The sequence below is a fragment of the Nonomuraea sp. NPDC001684 genome (genome assembly GCF_053596515.1).
The window spans coordinates 1-16,440 of sequence record NZ_JBSFGJ010000203.1 but is presented as its reverse complement, the minus strand read 5'-3'; the positions used below and the strand labels follow the sequence as shown (position 1 = coordinate 16,440).

The following is a 16,440-nucleotide window of genomic DNA, read 5'->3' as shown; positions in this document are numbered from 1 at the left end:
GTCGCCGTCCAGCAGCCAGGACGCCTGGTAGCACAGGGCGGCGGCGTGCTTGCAGGGGTGTCCCCAGTCGGGGCAGGAGCATTCGGGCTCCAGGTCGCCGACGGTGGGCAGCAGCGGCACGGCGGCGTCCTCGGCGGCCTCGACCAGGTCGTGCGGGACGTCGCGGTCGAGCAGGGCGGCGATGTGCCCGGCCTTGGCGGCGACCTGGTCGAGGAAACGTTCCCAGGCGGCGTCGGTGAGCTGTTCGACGCGGACGACGGTGTCGTACTCGTGCTCGGTGACGGCGGCCAGCCGGCCGGGGCTGACGGTGATCGGGCCGACCTGGCCGGTCTTGGCGTAGGCGCGGCCCTTGCGCAGCAGGGTCTGGTCGAGCGAGGTGTCCTCCAGGGCCTTGATCCACGCCTGGCCCCACCAGGTGGTGGCGAAGCGGGCGCCGGCGCGTTGCGGGGGGAAGGCGGCGAATCCGCGTACGGCGGTCATCTGAGCTCCACGAGTGCGGCGAGTTCGGCGTCGGTCAGCTCGGTGAAGGCGGCCTCGCCGGAGGCCAGGACGGCGTCGGCGAGCGAGCGCTTGGCGCCGAGCATGGCGGCGATGCGGTCCTCGATCGTGCCTTCGGCGATGAGCCGGTGCACCTGGACGGGCCTGGTCTGGCCGATGCGGTAGGCGCGGTCGGTGGCCTGGTCCTCCACGGCGGGGTTCCACCAGCGGTCGTAGTGGATGACGTGGTCGGCGCGGGTGAGGTTCAGGCCGGTGCCGGCGGCCTTGAGGGAGAGCAGGAAGACGGGGACGTGGCCGTCCTGGAAGCGGGCGACCATCTCCTCGCGGCGGGCGACCGGGGTGCCGCCGTGCAGCAGCTGGGTGGCGACGCCGCGGCCGGACAGGTGGCGTTCCAGGAGCCTGGCCATGGCGACGTACTGGGTGAACACCAGCACGGCGCCGTCCTCGGCGACGATCGTGTCGACGAGCTCGTCGAGCAGTTCCAGCTTGCCCGAGCGGCCGGTCAGGCGGGGGGACGATTCGTGCAGGTAGTGGGCGGGGTGGTTGCAGACCTGTTTGAGCCCGGTCAGCAGTTTGACGATCAGGCCGCGCCGGGCCATGCCCTTGGCGTTCTCGATCTGGGTCATGCTCTCGCGGACGACGGCCTCGTACAGGGCGGCCTGTTCGGTGGTGAGGGGGACGGGCCGGTCGGTCTCGGTCTTGGGCGGCAGTTCGGGGGCGATGCCGGGGTCGCTCTTGCGGCGGCGCAGCAGGAACGGCCCGACGAGCCGGGCCAGCCGGGCGGCGGTGTCGGCGTCGCCGGACTCGACCGGTTTGGCCCAGCGGGCCCTGAAGCGGGTCAGGGGGCCGAGCAGGCCGGGGGTGGTCCAGTCGAGGATGGCCCACAGCTCGGACAGGTTGTTCTCCACGGGGGTGCCGGTGAGGGCGACGCGGGCGCCGGCGGGGATCTCGCGCAGCGCCTTGGCGGTGCTGGAGGCGGGGTTCTTGACGTGCTGGGCCTCGTCGGCGACCAGCAGCCCCCAGGGGTGGGCGCCCAGGGTGGCGGCGTCCAGGCGCATGGTGCCGTACGTGGTGAGCACGAACCCGTCGTCGGCCAGGGTGCGGGCGTTGCCGTGGTAGCGGCGGACCGGGACGCCGGGCGCGAACTTGGTGATCTCGCGTTCCCAGTTGCCCAGCAGCGAGGCGGGGCAGACCACGAGGGTGGGGCCGGTGCCGGCGCGGTGCAGGTGCAGCGCGATCAGGGTGATGGTCTTGCCCAGGCCCATGTCGTCGGCCAGGCAGCCGCCGAGGCCGAGGGAGGTCATCCTGGCCAGCCAGCGCAGCCCTTGGAGCTGGTAGTCGCGCAGGGTGGCGGCCAGGCCGGGCGGCGCCGGCACGGGTTCGGGGTCGGTGAGCCGGTCGCGCAGGTCGGCGAGCCAGGCGGTGGGTTCGACGGTGATCTGTTCGGGTTCGTCCCCGCCGTCGATCTCGACCGTGCCGGTCAGGGCCGCGCCGAGCGCCTGCAGGCCGGTCAGGGGCTTGAGGTCGCGCTGGCGGGCCTTGCGGGCCAGCGCGGGGTCGATGAGCACCCATTGGTCGCGCAGCCGCACGACGGGCCGGTGGGACTCGGCCAGCAGGTCCATCTCGGCGGCGGTCAGCGGGGCGCCGCCGAGCGCGAGCCGCCAGTTGAAGCTGGTCAGGTGGTGGCCGCTGAGGAAGGAGGGCAGGTCGGAGGGCGCGCTGTCGCGTTCGCCGACGACGGCCTGGGCGCTCAGGCCGCGGACCAGGGAGCGCGGCCAGTGGACCTCGACGCCGGCGGCGGCCAGCCGGTCGGCCGCGCCGGTCAGCAGGTCCGCCACGTCGCCGTCGGTGAGGGCGAGCTCGTCGGGCACGGCGTGCTCCAGCAGCCGTTCCAGGCGGGGCCAGGAGCGGGCGGCGCGGCGCAGGGCGAGGGTGACCTCGATCCTGGCGCGCAGGCCGAACCCGGGGTCGCGGCCCTGCCACAGGTCGGCGGCGTCCACGACGAGCGAGGGGTCGGCCAGGCCGTGCACCTGGACGACGGCCCGGAAGTCGGCCTGGGCCAGGTCGTCGGCCTCCAGGCGGAGCGAGAGCCGTACGCCGGAGTCGAGCCCGGCCGAGACCTCCTCGGCCCAGGGCCGCAGGTGGGGCACCTTGACGGGCTTGACGGCGGCGAAGGCGGTGGTGCCGGTGGCGCGTACGGCTCCGGGGGAGCGCGGCATGGCGTCGGCCACGGCGTCGAGGAAGGCGCGCACCAGAGGCTCGGCGTCGGGCAGCAGCAGGTCGCCCACGGGGATGGCGCGGGCGTCGGCGGGCATGGCCGCGGCCAGCTCGCGCACGCGGCGGGCGTCGGCGGCGTCGAGGGGGCCGGCGCGCCAGGAGTCGTGGCCGTCGGGTGAGACGGCGGGCAGGATGCGGCCGCGGGTGACGAGCTGGAGGGCGACCAGCGCGACGGCGCCCCAGAAGCGGGTGGCCGGGTGGGCGGCGGCGTCGGCGCGGGCCCTGGCCAGCACGGCGACGGCGTCGGCGACGGGGATCTCGGTGACGGCGCGCTCGCGCGCGCGAGGTTGTCCGTCGTCGTCCTGTTCGATCACCGTGGCCGTGCGGTCGCCCTGGTCGTCGAGGAAGACCAGGTGGCCGGACCTGGGGGGATCGCCGGGACGGAAGATCGCTGGGTGTCGCGCCAGATCCGGAAGAGCACTCATAGGCCGTACAGTGTACGGTACATCGGGGTGTGGTTTACCACAGAGCACATCGGCCGTCCGCCTCATTACCGCCATAACGGATCATTCGTAGCCTGGGGGACATGACGGATTGGTTGATTGCGTTGATGGAGAACCTCGGCGCCTTCGGGGCCGGGCTGGCGATCATGCTGGAGAACCTGTTCCCGCCGCTGCCCAGCGAGGTGATCCTGCCCCTGTCCGGCTTCACCGCCAGCAGGGGCGAGCTGGACCTGCTCGACGTGCTGGTGTGCACGACCCTCGGCTCGGTGGTCGGGGCGCTGGCCCTGTACGGGGTGGGCGCGCTGCTCGGCCGCGAGCGCACGCTGGCCATCGCCGCCAAGCTGCCCCTGGTCAAGGTGACCGACATCGAGAAGACCGAGGCGTGGTTCCTGCGGCACGGCCGCAAGACCGTGTTCTTCGGCCGGATGATCCCCATCTTCCGCAGCCTGATCTCCGTGCCGGCGGGCGTGGAGCGCATGCCGCTGGTGACGTTCACCCTGCTCACGACGGCCGGCAGCGCCATCTGGAACACCATCTTCGTGCTTGCGGGATACTTTCTCGGCGAGAACTGGTCGCTGGTCGAGGCGTACGTGGGGATCGGCACCTACGTGGTGATCGGCCTGGTGGCGCTGGCGATCGCGGTCTTCGTCGCGGTACGGCTGACGGAACGGCGTAAGGGAAGGCATGCGAACCGCCGCTGAGGGGCTGAGGGTGCTGGGCGCGGTGGTCCTGGGCGGGCTGACCGCCCTCGCCGGCGCGCTGTTCCTGCTGCTCACGCTGCCCTTCCTGGGGCGGCCGCGGGTGCGGGCGCTGGCGGCGGGGCTGGCCGGGTTCGAGGCGCGCCGCCTGCGCCTGGACACCGCCGCGCTGGACGCGCTGTCCGGCTGGGACACCCGGCCGGCGCGCTACCTGGCCGCCAGGATCCCGGCCGGGGTGCTGGGCGGGCTGGTGGTGGCGCTGCTGGTCCTCGGCGCGCGCGCCGGGATCCTGCTGCTGGGGGCCTGGGCCCGCGGCGAGCCCTACGACGGGATGACGCCGACGCCGCCGCTGGTGCTGTACTTCCTGGTGGGCGGCTGCGTGTTGCTGTTCATCGCCGTGTCGGGGCTGGTGGGGGTGCACGCGCTGGAGCGGCGGCTGGCCGGGCGGCTGCTGGGGCCCGACCGTACCGAGGCGCTGGAGCGCCGGATCGCCGAGCTGGCCGAGAGCCGGGCCGGGATCGTGGCCGCGGTCGACTCCGAGCGCCGCCGGATCGAGCGTGACCTGCACGACGGGCTGCAGCAGCGCCTGGTGGCGCTGTCGATGCTCATCGGGCGGTCCCGGCGGGGGCGTCCCGAGCTGCTGGAGCAGGCGCACGAGCAGGCCCAGCAGGCGCTGGCCGAGCTGCGCGAGGTGGCCTGGCGGGTCTACCCGAGCGGGCTGGACTCCCTCGGGCTGGGCGAGGCGCTGGCCGGGGTTGCCGAACGCGCGGGCGTGCCGGTCAAGGTGGTGTGCGACCTGCCGAGCCGGCCGCCGATGGCGGTGGAGACGGCGGCGTACTTCGTGGTGAGCGAGGCGGTGACCAACGCCGCCAAGCACGCGGCCGCCACGATGGTGACGGTCGAGGTCAGACAGGAGGACGACAGGGTGCTCGTACGGGTGAGCGACGACGGCACGGGCGGCGCGCGCCCCTCGGGAGGCGGCCTGTCGGGGCTGGCCCGGCGGGTGGCGGCGCTGGACGGCGCCTTCGAGGTCGTCAGCCCGCCCGGCGGCCCGACGACGGTGGCGGCGGGGCTGCCGTGCGGGTGATCCTGGCCGAGGACTCCACGCTGCTGCGCGAGGGTCTGGTACGCCTGCTGGGTGAGGAGGGCCACGAGGTGCCGGCCGCCGTGAGCGACGGCGAGGCCCTGGTGGCGGCCGTGGCCGAGCACGCCCCCGACGTCGTGGTGGTGGACGTGCGCATGCCGCCGACCCACACCGACGAGGGGCTGCGGGCGGCGCTGGAGATCCGGCGGCGCTGGCCGCAGGTCAAGGTGCTGGTGTTGTCGCAGTACGTGGAGAAGCGGTACGCCACCGAGCTGATGAGCGCCGACGTCGAGGGCGTGGGCTATCTGCTGAAGGACCGGGTGGCGCAGGTCGGCGACTTCCTGGACGCGCTGGAGCGGGTGGCGGCGGGCGGGGCGGCCTTCGACCCGGAGGTGGTGCGGCAGTTGCTGGCCCGTACCACGCAGGTCGATCCGCTGGCCCGGCTGACCGCGCGCGAGCGGGAGGTGCTGGAGCGCATGGCCCAGGGCATGACCAACGCCTCGATCGCCGGGCAGTTGCACGTGTCGCAGAGCGCGGTGGAGAAGCACGTCAACTCGCTGTTCGACAAGCTGGGCCTGTCGCACGCCAGCGGGTACAGCCGCCGGGTGCTGGCCGTCCTGCACTTCCTGAAGTCCTGAAGGGGGCCTTCGTGCGTCCGCGCGTCTTTCGTCACCAGGACCTGCCGCGGCTGCGGCAGGTCCTGTCGGGGTGGATCGCCGAGGCCGGGCGGTGCGGCTACGACCACGCCGGTGAGCTGCCGCACCGGGTCTATGACAACCTGCGCGACCGCCGTCCGGCCGCCGAGCTGGTCCGGTTGTGGGAGGACGCCGGCGGCCTGGCCGGGATCGCGATCCTGCTGCGGTTCGGCTGCGCCTTCGACGTCTTCGCCGCGCCCCGGCTGCGCGGCGGGCCGGCGGAGCTGGACATGCTGGAGCAGGCGGCCGGCGCCACCGCGCGCCTGATGGACCCGGGCGAGCGGTACGTGCTGACCGACGTCCTCGACTGCGACGCCGCCCGGATCGGCCTGCTGGGACGGGCCGGATTCGCGCGGTTCCGGGTGTGGGACCACGTCAACGAGCGCGACCTGCGCGGCCCGCTGCCCGAGCCGGGCGCGCCGGCCGGGTTCGAGGTGCGGCACGCCGTGCCGCAGGACGCTCCGGGTCTGGCCGAGGCGCGTAACGCGGCGTTCGGCGACGACTGGACCGGGCCGCTCTACCGTTCTGCGGTGATGGAGCGGCCCGGCTACGACCCGGCCGACGAGATCGTGGTCCAGGCGCCGGACGGCCGGATCGCGGCCTTCGCGGTCGGCTGGCTCGACGGCCGCAACGCGACCGGTCACTTCGAGCCGGTCGGCACGCATCCGGCGTTCCAGCGGCGGGGGCTGGCGCGGGCGGCGATGCTGCACGCGATGCGCCGCATGCGGGCGGCGGGCATGACGGCGGTGACGGTGAACCACGACGCCGACAACGTGGCCGCCCGCCAGCTGTACCGTTCGCTGGGTTTCGTCCGCCGGCACGAGACCTACGGCTACCGCCGTCCGGCCGGCTGATCGGCCTGCTTGCCGTCGATCCGGCCCAGGGGGTGGGGGGCCGCTTCCAGGTCGGCGCGGGCGGCGGGCCAGGCGGGGTCGCCGGGGTTCAGCGCGGTGCGCAGGTAGGCGGTGGTGAGCCGCTGCAGCAGGGCCAGGCGTTCGGGGCTCTCGTCGGTGGTCTCGGCGACGTGGTGTCCGGCGACGCCGCCGAGGGTGTGCTCGGCGCCGAACAGCGTCAGCAGGCTCTTGTCGCCGGGGCTGTGGCGGTAGCCGTCGGTGAACCAGTCGGGTCCGCGTGTCGACAGGGGTGAGTCGTCCTTGTCGCCGGCGACCAGCAGGGCCGGGGTGGTCATGAACTCGAAGGCGGGGTTCATGAAGGGGAAGTGCTCGGCGGCGAACGGTGACAGGTCCCGGCCGCCGGTGCCGGGCAGGGCGAGCAGCACGCCGGCCGTGACGCGCGGGTCGGACAGGTCCTGCCCTGGGTGGCCGGCGGCGTCCAGGATGCGGGCGCCGAGGAGCATGCTGGCGCTGTGGGCTCCCCAGGAGTGGCCGGCGACGGCGATGCGGCCGCGATCCAGGCGTCCGGCCAGGCCGGGCAGGGCTTTCTCCAGGACGTCGAGGCCGTCGATGACGCGCTTGAGGTCTTCGACCCTGATGCGCCAGATGTGGGGGGTGCGGGGGTCGTCGGCGGGGAGGGCGAGCGTGCGGGAGTCGAGATGGGTCGGTTGCAGGACGGCGAAGCCGTGGGCGGCCCAGAAGTCGGCGAGGGGGGCGTAGCCGTCCATGGACCAGCCGTGGCCGTGGGACAGGACGACGACGGGCAGGTGGTCGCCGGTGGCGGGGGCCGAGACGCGGACCTGGAGGTCCTGGCCCCGTCCGGGGGCGGGCAGGACGACCGGCCGGACCGACACGACGGGGGCGGTGGGCGATGCGGGCATGGTGGTGCCTTCCGGATGGAGTTGCCGCAGGTGGGCGTGGGAGAGGGCAGGGCTTGGCCGTCGGGCCTTCGCTCTGGCATGATGTGCAAGCGGGACCGTGTCCCGTTTTCGACGATACGGGACCGTGTCCCGTCTAGCAATCCGACCCCTGGGAGGAACGGCGTGGAGGAGTCGCGGCCGAAACGGGCCGACGCGCGGCGCAACGAGGAGAACCTGCTGCGCGCGGCCGCCGCGGTGTTCGTCGCCTCGGGCGTGGAGGCGCCGATCCGCGACATCGCGGCCGAGGCCGGCGTCGGCACCGCCACGATCTACCGCCATTTCCCCACCCGGGCCGACCTCGTCATCGCCGTCTACCGCCACCAGGTGGAGTCCTGCGCGCAGGCCGGTCCGGCTCTGCTGGCCGCCGGTCCGAGCCCGTACGCGGCGTTGCGGGAGTGGATCGGGCTGTTCGTCGACTTCCTGGTCACCAAGCACGGGCTGGCCGCGGTGCTGCAACCGGACAACACCGGTTTCCAGGCGCTGCACGCCTACTTCCTGAACCGCCTGGTGCCCGTGTGCGCCCAGCTGCTGCAGGCCGCGGCGGCCGCCGGCGAGATCCGCGGCGATCTGGACGCCTTCGAGCTCATGCGCGGCGTGGGCAACCTGTGCATCGGGGCCGAGGCCGATCCCCGCTACGACGCCCGCCGCCTGGTCGGGCTCCTGGTCGCCGGGCTCAGCCGGGAAGGAAGACCTTAAGAGATCCGTAAGCCGGCCCGGCGAGACTTCAGGCACATCCCGAGACGCATGGAGAACCATCATGAGGAAGATCAGCGCGAACCTGTTCATCTCGCTCGACGGCGTCGTCCAGGACCCGGCGGACTGGCACTTCCCGTACTTCAACGACGAGATGGGCGCGGCGGTGACGGCGCAGATGGCCGACACGCTGCTGCTGGGGCGCGAGACGTACGACAGCTTCGCCGGGGCGTGGCCCGAGCGCGAGGCGGCCGGCGGCGAGGACGCCGACTTCGCCAGGGCGATCGGCGACGCGCGCAAGATCGTGGTCTCCCGCCAGCCGCTGGAGTTCACCTGGCGCAACTCCGAGCTGCTGCAGGGCGACCTGGTCAAGGGCGTGACGGCGCTGAAGGCCGAGCCGGGCGGCCCGATCGCGATGAGCGGCTCGGTCTCGGTGGTGCGGCAGCTCCTGGCCGCCGGGCTGCTGGACGAGCTGCACCTGCTGGTGCACCCGATCGCGGTGCGCAAGGGCGAGCGGCTGTTCGACGAGGGCGACAGCTCGATCCCGCTGGAGCTGGTCAGCTCGCAGACGTTCACCACGGGCGTGCTGTACCTGGTCTACCGGCCGGCCGGGGCGGCCGGTGCGGGCTCCTACGACGACGCCAAGGCCCACCTGCCCCAGGGTGTCCGGTAACGCGCTCTGCCTGTTGTCACAGGCCCGGCCTCGCCTTCTATGGCGGGCCGGGCCTTTCGTGCGCGCGGGATCAGCGGGTCAGCGGGTGCGGGTCAGGGGGACAGCAGGTCGTCCAGCTCGGCGGCGAAGAGCAGGGCGGGGTCGAAGCCCATGCCGGCGAAGTGGCCGGCCAGTTCCAGGGACAGCACGCCGTGGATCCGGGTCCAAAAACTGAGGGCCCGGTGCAGAACGGCGGGCGGGGCGGGATGATCGCCGGCCCAGTCGCGGTGGGCGGCCAGGTGGTGGTCGAGCGGGGTTCCGGGGTTTCGGGGTTCCGGGACGGCCGAGGCGGCGTCGAACAGGAGGGTCATGATCTGGGATGAGATGGCGGTGATGTCGCCGGGGGCGTGGTAGCCGGGGACGGGGGTGCCGTAGATGAGCAGGTACCGCTGGGGGTCGCGCAGGGCCCAGCCTCGTACGGCGTGAGCCAGCCCGGTCAGCCCGCCCCCTTCGGCGGCCTTTTCGGCGGTTGAGCGGAGGGTGTCGGCGAGGCTGCGGTAGGCGTCGCGGATGAGTTCGGTGATCAGCTCGTCGCGGTTGGCGTAGTAGCGGTAGAGCGCGGGGCCGCTCATGCCCATCTGTTTGGCGATCGCGTTGAGGGAGAGCGCGGAGGCCCCCGTCGTGGCGATCTGCTGCCAGGCGTGTTCCTTGATCTCGGCACGGATCTGGGCGCGGTAGCGCTCGCGCGGGGTCGCCGTGCCGGTGTCCGCCATGCCGTGCCGCCTTCCGTCGCTACACCCAAGAGATTTAGTTAGAGGCTATCACGAACGTTGTTGACACTTCTTTCTCTGTGCGGTTATAACTTCTAACGAACGCATCAGCATCTAGCCGTTCGCATCCGTCCAGGTGAAGGGAACGTCATGACCACGTACCAGCCGTCCACCCGTCCCGGTCGTAGTACGCCGGTGGCGGTGAGCGTCGCCGCCTGGGCGGTGAGCGTCATGATCGTCGGCCAGTTCGCGCTGCTGGCGATCGTTCCGGTCGCGGTCGTGCTGGTCGGCGCGCTGCGCCACTCCCGGGACCGGCTGGTCCGGTGGGCGGCCGTGCTGGTGGCCCTCGCCTACGCGGCGCCGTTCGCCGTGTGGGTGGCCCGGCCCGGCCGTGCGCCGAGCCTGTCGAAGGACATGCACCCCGCCTTCGCCGTGCTGATCGTCGCCGCCTGCGCCGCGCTCGTCGCGGCGATCGTGCGGGACGGACGGCGTTGACGGCCTCCCCGGCCGACCGCCTTTCCTCGATCCATCGACTTCTTCGATCCCTCAATGAGAGGAACACCATGTTCAGCAACGTCCGCGTCGCCTCGATCCTGATCCCGCTCGCCGTGGCCGGCGTCCTGGCGGGCAACGTCCCGGCCGCCCACGCCACCGCCGGAGCGGCCCAGTGCCGGGGGGAGGGGGTCGACGCCGCCGCCCGCATCCGTTACCGGGCCGACATCGTCATCAAGGCTCCGCTGAGCAGGATCTTCGCACTGCAGACGCGGGTGGAGCAGTGGCCCGACTGGCAGCAGCCCGTCCTGTCCAGCAAGCGCCTGGACCACGGCCCGCTGCGTCCCGGCTCGTCGTGGCGGTGGACCACGCCCGCTCCGGCCACCGCCACCACCCCGGCCACCACCATGCACATCACCTCCACCCTCCGGCGCGTCAAGCGCGACGCCTGCCTGCTGTGGAGCGGCCCGGCGGTCGGCACGGGCGTGCGCATCGACCGTGGCGTGCACCTGTGGACGTTCACCGAGGTCAAGGGCGGTGTGCGCGTGCACACCGAGGAGACCTGGACCGGCGGCCAGGTCGAGTCCGACGTGGCCACCGCCACCAAGCTCCTCGGCGCGGGGCTGGAGGCATGGCTGCGCGACCTGAAGGCCGCCGCGGAGTCCCGCTGACCGCCCGAGCGATGTGACGGGCGCCACTGTCCCCGGATGTCACGCGGCGGCGGCGACCGGCGTCTGGTGCGTGTGGCAAGGTCGAGAACCGACAGGCGGGAGCACGAGATGGACACCAGCGTCGAACCGGCGGACCAGGCGGACCAGGCGGACCAGGCCGACAGCGCGACCCGGACGTTCGTCGAGCATCGCAACCTGCTGTTCACCGTCGCCTACGAGATGCTGGGCTCGGCCGCCGACGCCGAGGACATCCTGCAGGAGACCTGGCTGCGGTGGGCGTCGGTCGAGCTGGAGTCCGTGCGTGACCGGCGCGCCTTCCTGGTCCGCATGGTCACCAGGAAGGCGCTGACGCGGCTGCGCACGATGCGCCGGCGCAAGGAGTCCTACGTCGGGCCGTGGCTGCCCGAGCCGCTGCTGACCTCGCCGGACGTGGCCGAGGACGTCGAGCTGGCCGAGAGCGTCTCGATGGCGATGCTGCTGGTGCTGGAGACCCTCCATCCCACCGAGCGCGCGGTGTTCGTGCTGCGCGAGGTGTTCGGCCTGGAGTACGACGAGATCGGCGAGGCCGTCGGCAAGACCCCGGCGACGGTGCGGCAGATCGCCCACCGCGCCCGGGGGCATGTGGCCGCACGCCGTCCCCGGGCGAGCGTGTCGGCCGAGCAGGCGCGTCAGGCGCTGGCGGCCTTCCAGAGCGCGATCGAGACCGGCGACCTGCAGCGTCTGCTCGACCTGCTGGCTCCTGACGTCGTCCTGCTCACCGACGGCGGCGGCGTGGTGCGGGCGGCGCTGGCGCCGATCGAGGGCGCGGCCACGGTGGCCGGGGTGCTGTCCAGGCTCGCCGGGACGGCCCGTCTGCGCCCGGCCCACGTCAACGGCCATCCGGCGCTGCTCGTCGACCTCGACGGCGAGATCGACAGCGTCGTGGCGATCCGCCTGGACGGCGGCCTCATCAGCGGCCTGTACGCCGTGCGCAATCCCGGCAAGTTGTCGCGGATCGGGCATGAGACCGTCGTGAGCCGCTGACGGGCCGCGGGGAAATCCGGGTGCGGCCGCCGTCCGTCGTCGCCGATCATGATCGGCATGGAAGCGTGTGTGTTCTGCGAGATCGTCGCCGGGCGGGCCGTGGCCAGCGTGGTCTACGGCGACGACGACGTCCTGGCGATCCTCGACCTCCATCCGGCCACGCCCGGTCACGTCCTGGTGATCCCGCGCGCGCACGTCGCCGGCCTGGCCGAGGCCGGCGACGTGGTCGGCGGGCCGATCTGGCGGGCGGCCCGGCGGGTGGCGGCCGCGCTGCGGGCCTCGGGGCTGCGTTGCGAGGGGGTGCGGCTGTCGCTGGCCGACGGCGAGGCCGCCGGTCAGGAGGTCTTCCACCTCCACCTGCACGTCGTGCCGCGCTTCGCGGGCGACGGCGTGGTGGTCAGCGCCGAGTGGCGCAGCCGCTCGCGCGCCCGGCTCGACCAGGACGCGGCGCTGATCCGTGCCGCTCTGCCGCGCTGACCCGCCCGCCGCCCCGCCGCCCGGCGCCCCGCTGACCTGGGGCCGGCCGCGGGAGCGGCGACAGGCACCGAGGCGGGTGCGGCATGTTGTTAGGCTCCCCGCATGTTCCGCGAGGCCCGGCTTGACGACTTCGAGCACATCGTCCGCCTGTACCGGCAGTTGCAGCCGGATGACCCGGAGGTCGTGGACGGGTCGGATGCGGCGGTCTTCCGGCAGATCCTCGCATCCCCCGCGCTGCGTCTCTTCGTACTGGAACTGGACGGGGCCGTCGTCGCGACGACCTATCTCAACGTGATCCCCAACCTCACCCGGTCGGCCTCGCCGTACGCCGTGATCGAGAACGTCGTCGTCGAGGCGTCCCGGCGGGGCGCCGGGCTGGGCAAGCAGATCATGGCCGCCACCCTCCAGGCCGCGTGGGAGGCCGGCTGTTACAAGGCGATGCTGATGACGAGCTCGCGCCGGCCTGCGACCCACGCCTTCTACCGCGCCTGCGGCTTCTCCGGCGACGCCAAGCACGCGTACGTGGCCCGTCCCTCCTGACGGCCCGCCGCCCGAGGCAGGGCGCGGCCGTCACAGGGAGCGTTCGAGGAAGCCGAGGATCGTGCGGGCCAGGGTGACGCGGTGGTCCGACAGGGCGTGGTCGGTGGGGAAGAGGTGGTCTTCGAGGCGTTCGACGGGGTGTGCCCGGTAGGCGGCGACCAGGGGCTCGTGGTGCACTTCGTGCGGCGTGACGACGTCGTGGCCGGTGCCGGCGAGCAGCACGGGGCGGCCGGCCAGCCGGGGCGCGAGCCGGGCCAGGCGCCAGGCGTCGCCGTTCGCCTCCATCTCCTCGACCAGCGCCTGCCCGCTGGTGCCGCGCAGGGGGGCCAGCTCGCCGTCGAACGCCTTGACGTACCCGGCCCGCACCTCGGCGTCGGCGCGGCACAGCGCGGCGGCCACGCCCAGGTCGAACGCGGCGACGGAGGCGACGGCGGTCACGGACGGGTCCGCCGCGGCCGTCGTCAGCGCCGCGAACCCGCCCATGCTGTGGCCGACCAGCGCCAGGCGCCGCGGGTCGAGCCGGTGGGCGGCGGCCAGGCCGGGCAGCGCGGCGACGACGGCGGCGGCGTCCTCCAGCACGTGCCCCCAGGACCAGGTGCCGCCCACGCCCCATGATCCGCGGTAGTGGAACACCAGGGCGGCGTAGCCGGCGCGGCGCAGCGTCTGGGCGAGGTCGAAGTTGCGCTCGTTGCCGGGGAATCCGTGCAGCAGCACGACGACGGGGTGCGGGCCGCGTCCGGGGGGCAGGTGCAGCACGCCGAGCAGGCGCTCGCCGCCGCTGTCGAACGTCACGTGCGGCGTGGTGGCCGGGAAGTCGGGGTCGCGCGGCGGGTCAGCGGCAAGCGGGTCAGACATGGGTGAACTCCCCGAGATCGAACCGGTCAGTACGACCCGAGACGTTAGCAGCCGATCGAACCGACCGGTACTATCCAACCCATGCCCGTGGCCAAAGGCTCCACGATCGACCCCGCCCGCACCCGCGCCGCCATCCTGAGCGCCGCCACCGACCTGCTGTACGAGCGTGGGCTCGACGGCATCGGCGTCGCCGGGCTGTGCGCCGGGATCGGCATCTCCAAGGAGACCCTGTACCGGCACTTCGGCACCAAGGAGGGCCTGGTCGAGGCCGTCCTCCGGGAGCGCAGCGACCGGGTCGCCCGCTGGCTGGCCGGCCGGGTCGAGGCCGTGGGCGACGATCCGCGCGCCCAGCTGGCCGCGGTGTTCGACGCCCTGCGGCAGTGGTACGGCGACCCGGGCTTCCGCGGCTGCGCCCTGCTGAACGCCGCCGCCCAGCACCACGCCGACCCCGTACGGGCCATCACCGCCCGCCACCTGGACCGCTATCTTGAGCTGCTGACCGGCATCGCCGAACGCGCCGGGGCCGGCGATCCAGGGCTGGTGGGGCGGCAGCTGCTGATGCTGGTCGAGGGCGCGACCGTCGTCGCGGCCCATCATGACAGCGCAGCCGCCGCCGACCACGCCCTCCAGGCCGCTCTGACCCTCCTGTCCGCCACAACCCCCTGAACGCTCCCCGCCCCTGGAAGCCCTTCCACCTAAGGTCGGAACGTTCCCCGCGACCGACACCGAAGCCGTTCCGCGACTGATCCAGAGCGTTCCGGGGCGCCCCGCGACCGGAGACCCCTCCACTGGCGAGCCGTTCCCGCAGCCCCCACGGGACCCCCATCCGTGGTGAAGGCGGCTTCCGCCCTAAGGGCCGCCCCTACGGCATCCTCGCCGCACCAGGCCAGGAGGCATCCTCCGTGACCTGCGGTCCGGATCCCCGCCCGTCGCGATGGCGGCGCATGCCCGGAGGTCCACCCCCAGCGCCCTCGGCCCGAGAGCCGCCGCCCGGCCGGGCGGGTGCGCAGATTCGCTCCCTCCTGAAGGGGGCGGCCCGCGCCGGAGCCGTGCTGGTTCCACCGCTCCGTTCCTTCGTCACGCAGCCCCTGCCTTCCGGCCCCGCCACCACCTGCCCAGCAGGCCCGAACGCGCACTTCGGACAACGGAAGTCGTCTTGACAACTTCATTTGTCGGTGGGAAGGTTGAGCCACCTCAGTAACTCAAGGAGCGACAATCATGCGAAAGATCACCGCGGGCCTGTTCATCTCCCTCGACGGCGTCGTCGAGGCCCCCGACACCTGGCACTTCCCGTACTTCAACGACGAGATGGGCCAGTCGGTCGGCGCGCAGATGCAGGCCGCCGACGCCATGCTGCTGGGCCGGCACACCTACGAGGAGTTCGCCGGATACTGGCCGCACCAGGACCCCGAGAAGGAGCCGATGGCCGAGGCGATGAACTCCTCGACCAAGTACGTCGTCTCCACCACGCTGACCTCGCCGTCCTGGCAGAACACCGAGGTCGTGAGCCTGGCCGACCTGGCTGCGTTGCGCGAGGGCCCCGGCGGGAACATCTCGGTCGTCGGCAGCGGCACCCTGGTCGTCTCGCTGCTGCGCGAGGGCCTGCTCGACGAGCTCAACCTGCTGCTCCACCCGATCGTCGTCGGCTCGGGCAAGCGCCTGTTCGACGACGCGCGCGAGCAGATCCCGCTCACCCTGACCGCCTCCACCACCTTCAGCACCGGCGTGCTGAACCTGATCTACACGAGGGCATGACATGGCCGCCAAGACCGTCGCCGACAAGCTGCTCATCAAGCCGGCGACCACCGTGTGGGTCTCCGACCCCGCCCATCGGCCGCTCCTGGGGCCGCTGCCCGAGGGCGCCCACGAGGCCGGATCCGTCAAGGAGGCGGACGTCGCGCTGATCTTCGCCCCCGACGCCGCCGCGGCCCGCCGCATCCTGGACGAGCACCGCGACGAGATCACCGCGCCGCCCGTGGTCTGGGTGGCCTACCCCAAGGGCAACAAGTCCGACATCAACCGCGACACGCTCTGGCCCATCGTCGGCGAGTACGGGCTGCGTCCCAACGGCCAGGTCGCGGTGGACGAGACGTGGTCGGCGCTGCGCTTCCGCGCACTGAAGGACGGCGAACCCCCCTTCACGGGCGGCCGCAGCTGACCCCGGCCGCCACCCGCCTGACCGGTCAGGCGGACAGGTCGTCGCCCAGCACCAGCAGCAGATGCTCGTCCTGGCCGTGCCGGACCGTGCCGGCGCGCCGGAACCCGTGGCGTTCCAGCAGCCGCACCGAGCCGGTGTTGCCCGCGAACGGGTCGGCGTACAGGGGCCTGGTCTTCTCCTCCGCCAGGAACAGCCCCAGAGCCGCGGTGCCGACGCCGCGCCCCCAGAAGGGGCGGCCCAGCCAGTAGCCGACGAACCGCCGCTCGCCCTCCCACCAGGACACCACGTTCCCGGCCACCTCACCCCCGACCGTGACCGTGCGCACCAGGACGGTGGGATCGCCGAGCACCCGGGTGGTCCAGTGGGTCATGAAGGCCGCCCGCTCGCGAGGGGCGAACCTGGACCGCCGGACGGCCTCCTCGTCGTGCTCGTGCTCCAGGAACACCTCCAGATCGGCCTGCAGGACTGGCCGCAGCCGCACGTCATCGCTCATGACCGCCGAGTGTGCCACCAGGCACCGACAGTTCCGGCGGACCCGCCTCCCGCGCCGCCGTTTCCCTCACCCAACGTGATCGCAGCCCTGCCTTTGGGCTGCTGACCG

The 16,440-nt window shown here is 73.1% G+C and carries 20 protein-coding genes; 14 read left to right on the top strand and 6 right to left on the bottom strand.

Going from position 1 to position 16,440, the window contains the following annotated elements:
* Together ACWCSD_RS29635 and ACWCSD_RS29630 are read right to left on the bottom strand one after the other, a co-directional pair.
* Positions 1-480, bottom strand: a 480-nt coding sequence (locus ACWCSD_RS29635) for an SWIM zinc finger family protein (RefSeq protein ID WP_449919675.1), incomplete at its 3' end; no start/stop codon positions are given.
* Complete coding sequence (locus tag ACWCSD_RS29630; RefSeq protein ID WP_449919672.1) at positions 477-3,200, bottom strand: DEAD/DEAH box helicase; 2,724 nt, start codon at positions 3,198-3,200, stop codon at positions 477-479. The genes ACWCSD_RS29635 and ACWCSD_RS29630, both read right to left, overlap by 4 nt.
* A 101-nt stretch (positions 3,201-3,301) precedes the next feature.
* On the opposite strand from ACWCSD_RS29630, the gene ACWCSD_RS29625 reads away from it, so the two are divergent.
* The 4 genes from ACWCSD_RS29625 to ACWCSD_RS29610 are packed head-to-tail and all read left to right on the top strand — an operon-like array spanning position 3,302 to position 6,549.
* Positions 3,302-3,919 (top strand): DedA family protein, encoded by a 618-nt coding sequence (locus ACWCSD_RS29625; protein WP_397156810.1) that lies wholly within the window; start codon positions 3,302-3,304, stop codon positions 3,917-3,919.
* Positions 3,903-5,003, top strand: coding sequence for a sensor histidine kinase (locus ACWCSD_RS29620; RefSeq protein ID WP_449919670.1), 1,101 nt, complete (start codon positions 3,903-3,905; stop codon positions 5,001-5,003). Before ACWCSD_RS29625 ends, ACWCSD_RS29620 begins: the two co-directional genes overlap by 17 nt.
* Positions 4,994-5,638, top strand: a complete 645-nt coding sequence (locus tag ACWCSD_RS29615; protein WP_358286771.1) for a response regulator transcription factor — start codon at positions 4,994-4,996, stop codon at positions 5,636-5,638. The genes ACWCSD_RS29620 and ACWCSD_RS29615 overlap by 10 nt, the downstream gene beginning before the upstream one ends.
* An 11-nt stretch (positions 5,639-5,649) precedes the next feature.
* Positions 5,650-6,549, top strand: a complete 900-nt coding sequence (locus ACWCSD_RS29610) for a GNAT family N-acetyltransferase (protein ID WP_397156806.1) — start codon at positions 5,650-5,652, stop codon at positions 6,547-6,549.
* On the opposite strand, the gene ACWCSD_RS29605 is transcribed toward ACWCSD_RS29610, so the two are convergent.
* Positions 6,528-7,469, bottom strand: coding sequence for an alpha/beta hydrolase family protein (locus tag ACWCSD_RS29605; RefSeq protein WP_449919665.1), 942 nt, complete (start codon positions 7,467-7,469; stop codon positions 6,528-6,530). The two genes, ACWCSD_RS29610 and ACWCSD_RS29605, sit on opposite strands and share 22 nt — an antisense overlap.
* Positions 7,470-7,550: 81 nt before the next feature.
* Here ACWCSD_RS29605 and ACWCSD_RS29600 point away from each other — a divergent pair, with 81 nt between their 5' ends.
* Both ACWCSD_RS29600 and ACWCSD_RS29595 read left to right on the top strand, forming a co-directional pair.
* A complete protein-coding gene (locus ACWCSD_RS29600) occupies positions 7,551-8,204 on the top strand; it encodes a TetR/AcrR family transcriptional regulator (protein WP_449919678.1) in 654 nt (217 codons plus the stop codon).
* Positions 8,205-8,265: 61 nt separating this feature from the next.
* Positions 8,266-8,874, top strand: coding sequence for a dihydrofolate reductase family protein (locus tag ACWCSD_RS29595; protein WP_449919663.1), 609 nt, complete (start codon positions 8,266-8,268; stop codon positions 8,872-8,874).
* 92 nt (positions 8,875-8,966) lie between these two features.
* Here ACWCSD_RS29595 and ACWCSD_RS29590 read toward each other — a convergent pair whose 3' ends face one another.
* The gene (locus tag ACWCSD_RS29590; RefSeq protein WP_449919662.1) at positions 8,967-9,626 is read right to left on the bottom strand and encodes a TetR/AcrR family transcriptional regulator; all 660 of its coding nucleotides are present in this window, start codon (positions 9,624-9,626) and stop codon (positions 8,967-8,969) included.
* 147 nt (positions 9,627-9,773) lie between these two features.
* Between ACWCSD_RS29590 and ACWCSD_RS29585 the strand changes: the two genes are divergently transcribed.
* The 5 genes from ACWCSD_RS29585 to ACWCSD_RS29565 all read left to right on the top strand — a co-directional run bounded on the left by ACWCSD_RS29585 (position 9,774) and on the right by ACWCSD_RS29565 (position 12,826).
* Positions 9,774-10,118 (top strand): hypothetical protein, encoded by a 345-nt coding sequence (locus ACWCSD_RS29585; RefSeq protein WP_449919659.1) that lies wholly within the window; start codon positions 9,774-9,776, stop codon positions 10,116-10,118.
* A gap of 68 nt (positions 10,119-10,186) precedes the next feature.
* Positions 10,187-10,786: an SRPBCC family protein gene (locus tag ACWCSD_RS29580; RefSeq protein ID WP_449919657.1), complete on the top strand. Its 600-nt coding sequence runs from the start codon at positions 10,187-10,189 to the stop codon at positions 10,784-10,786.
* Positions 10,787-10,894: 108 nt separating this feature from the next.
* Positions 10,895-11,809, top strand: a complete 915-nt coding sequence (locus ACWCSD_RS29575; RefSeq protein ID WP_397156792.1) for an RNA polymerase sigma-70 factor — start codon at positions 10,895-10,897, stop codon at positions 11,807-11,809.
* A gap of 57 nt (positions 11,810-11,866) precedes the next feature.
* Positions 11,867-12,286, top strand: a complete 420-nt coding sequence (locus tag ACWCSD_RS29570) for an HIT family protein (RefSeq protein WP_449919654.1) — start codon at positions 11,867-11,869, stop codon at positions 12,284-12,286.
* Positions 12,287-12,388: 102 nt separating this feature from the next.
* Positions 12,389-12,826: a GNAT family N-acetyltransferase gene (locus ACWCSD_RS29565; protein WP_397156788.1), complete on the top strand. Its 438-nt coding sequence runs from the start codon at positions 12,389-12,391 to the stop codon at positions 12,824-12,826.
* Between the two features lie 30 nt (positions 12,827-12,856).
* Here the strand turns inward: ACWCSD_RS29565 and ACWCSD_RS29560 are convergent, their stop codons facing one another.
* Positions 12,857-13,681 (bottom strand): alpha/beta hydrolase family protein, encoded by an 825-nt coding sequence (locus tag ACWCSD_RS29560; RefSeq protein ID WP_449919651.1) that lies wholly within the window; start codon positions 13,679-13,681, stop codon positions 12,857-12,859.
* 81 nt (positions 13,682-13,762) lie between these two features.
* Between ACWCSD_RS29560 and ACWCSD_RS29555 the strand changes: the two genes are divergently transcribed.
* The 3 genes from ACWCSD_RS29555 to ACWCSD_RS29545 all read left to right on the top strand — a co-directional run bounded on the left by ACWCSD_RS29555 (position 13,763) and on the right by ACWCSD_RS29545 (position 15,839).
* A complete protein-coding gene (locus ACWCSD_RS29555; RefSeq protein WP_397156784.1) occupies positions 13,763-14,347 on the top strand; it encodes a TetR/AcrR family transcriptional regulator in 585 nt (194 codons plus the stop codon).
* A gap of 552 nt (positions 14,348-14,899) precedes the next feature.
* Complete coding sequence (locus ACWCSD_RS29550; protein WP_358286756.1) at positions 14,900-15,436, top strand: dihydrofolate reductase family protein; 537 nt, start codon at positions 14,900-14,902, stop codon at positions 15,434-15,436.
* A gap of 1 nt (position 15,437) precedes the next feature.
* Positions 15,438-15,839, top strand: a complete 402-nt coding sequence (locus tag ACWCSD_RS29545) for a hypothetical protein (RefSeq protein WP_397156782.1) — start codon at positions 15,438-15,440, stop codon at positions 15,837-15,839.
* Between the two features lie 25 nt (positions 15,840-15,864).
* On the opposite strand, the gene ACWCSD_RS29540 is transcribed toward ACWCSD_RS29545, so the two are convergent.
* Positions 15,865-16,332 carry a GNAT family N-acetyltransferase gene (locus ACWCSD_RS29540; RefSeq protein ID WP_449919648.1) on the bottom strand — a complete coding sequence of 156 codons (468 nt, stop codon included), beginning with the start codon at positions 16,330-16,332 and terminating at the stop codon, positions 15,865-15,867.
* Positions 16,333-16,440: the final 108 nt, after the last annotated feature.

Coding starts and splice junctions, on each gene's coding strand:
- ACWCSD_RS29630 (WP_449919672.1), bottom strand. CDS start 3,200: ATGAGTGCTCTTCCGGATCTGGCGCGACACCCAGCGATCTTCCGTCCC.
- ACWCSD_RS29625 (WP_397156810.1), top strand. CDS start 3,302: ATGACGGATTGGTTGATTGCGTTGATGGAGAACCTCGGCGCCTTCGGG.
- ACWCSD_RS29620 (WP_449919670.1), top strand. CDS start 3,903: ATGCGAACCGCCGCTGAGGGGCTGAGGGTGCTGGGCGCGGTGGTCCTG.
- ACWCSD_RS29605 (WP_449919665.1), bottom strand. CDS start 7,469: ATGCCCGCATCGCCCACCGCCCCCGTCGTGTCGGTCCGGCCGGTCGTC.
- ACWCSD_RS29600 (WP_449919678.1), top strand. CDS start 7,551: ATGTGCAAGCGGGACCGTGTCCCGTTTTCGACGATACGGGACCGTGTC.
- ACWCSD_RS29595 (WP_449919663.1), top strand. CDS start 8,266: ATGAGGAAGATCAGCGCGAACCTGTTCATCTCGCTCGACGGCGTCGTC.
- ACWCSD_RS29590 (WP_449919662.1), bottom strand. CDS start 9,626: ATGGCGGACACCGGCACGGCGACCCCGCGCGAGCGCTACCGCGCCCAG.
- ACWCSD_RS29585 (WP_449919659.1), top strand. CDS start 9,774: ATGACCACGTACCAGCCGTCCACCCGTCCCGGTCGTAGTACGCCGGTG.
- ACWCSD_RS29580 (WP_449919657.1), top strand. CDS start 10,187: ATGTTCAGCAACGTCCGCGTCGCCTCGATCCTGATCCCGCTCGCCGTG.
- ACWCSD_RS29575 (WP_397156792.1), top strand. CDS start 10,895: ATGGACACCAGCGTCGAACCGGCGGACCAGGCGGACCAGGCGGACCAG.
- ACWCSD_RS29570 (WP_449919654.1), top strand. CDS start 11,867: ATGGAAGCGTGTGTGTTCTGCGAGATCGTCGCCGGGCGGGCCGTGGCC.
- ACWCSD_RS29565 (WP_397156788.1), top strand. CDS start 12,389: ATGTTCCGCGAGGCCCGGCTTGACGACTTCGAGCACATCGTCCGCCTG.
- ACWCSD_RS29560 (WP_449919651.1), bottom strand. CDS start 13,681: ATGTCTGACCCGCTTGCCGCTGACCCGCCGCGCGACCCCGACTTCCCG.
- ACWCSD_RS29555 (WP_397156784.1), top strand. CDS start 13,763: ATGCCCGTGGCCAAAGGCTCCACGATCGACCCCGCCCGCACCCGCGCC.
- ACWCSD_RS29550 (WP_358286756.1), top strand. CDS start 14,900: ATGCGAAAGATCACCGCGGGCCTGTTCATCTCCCTCGACGGCGTCGTC.
- ACWCSD_RS29545 (WP_397156782.1), top strand. CDS start 15,438: ATGGCCGCCAAGACCGTCGCCGACAAGCTGCTCATCAAGCCGGCGACC.
- ACWCSD_RS29540 (WP_449919648.1), bottom strand. CDS start 16,332: ATGAGCGATGACGTGCGGCTGCGGCCAGTCCTGCAGGCCGATCTGGAG.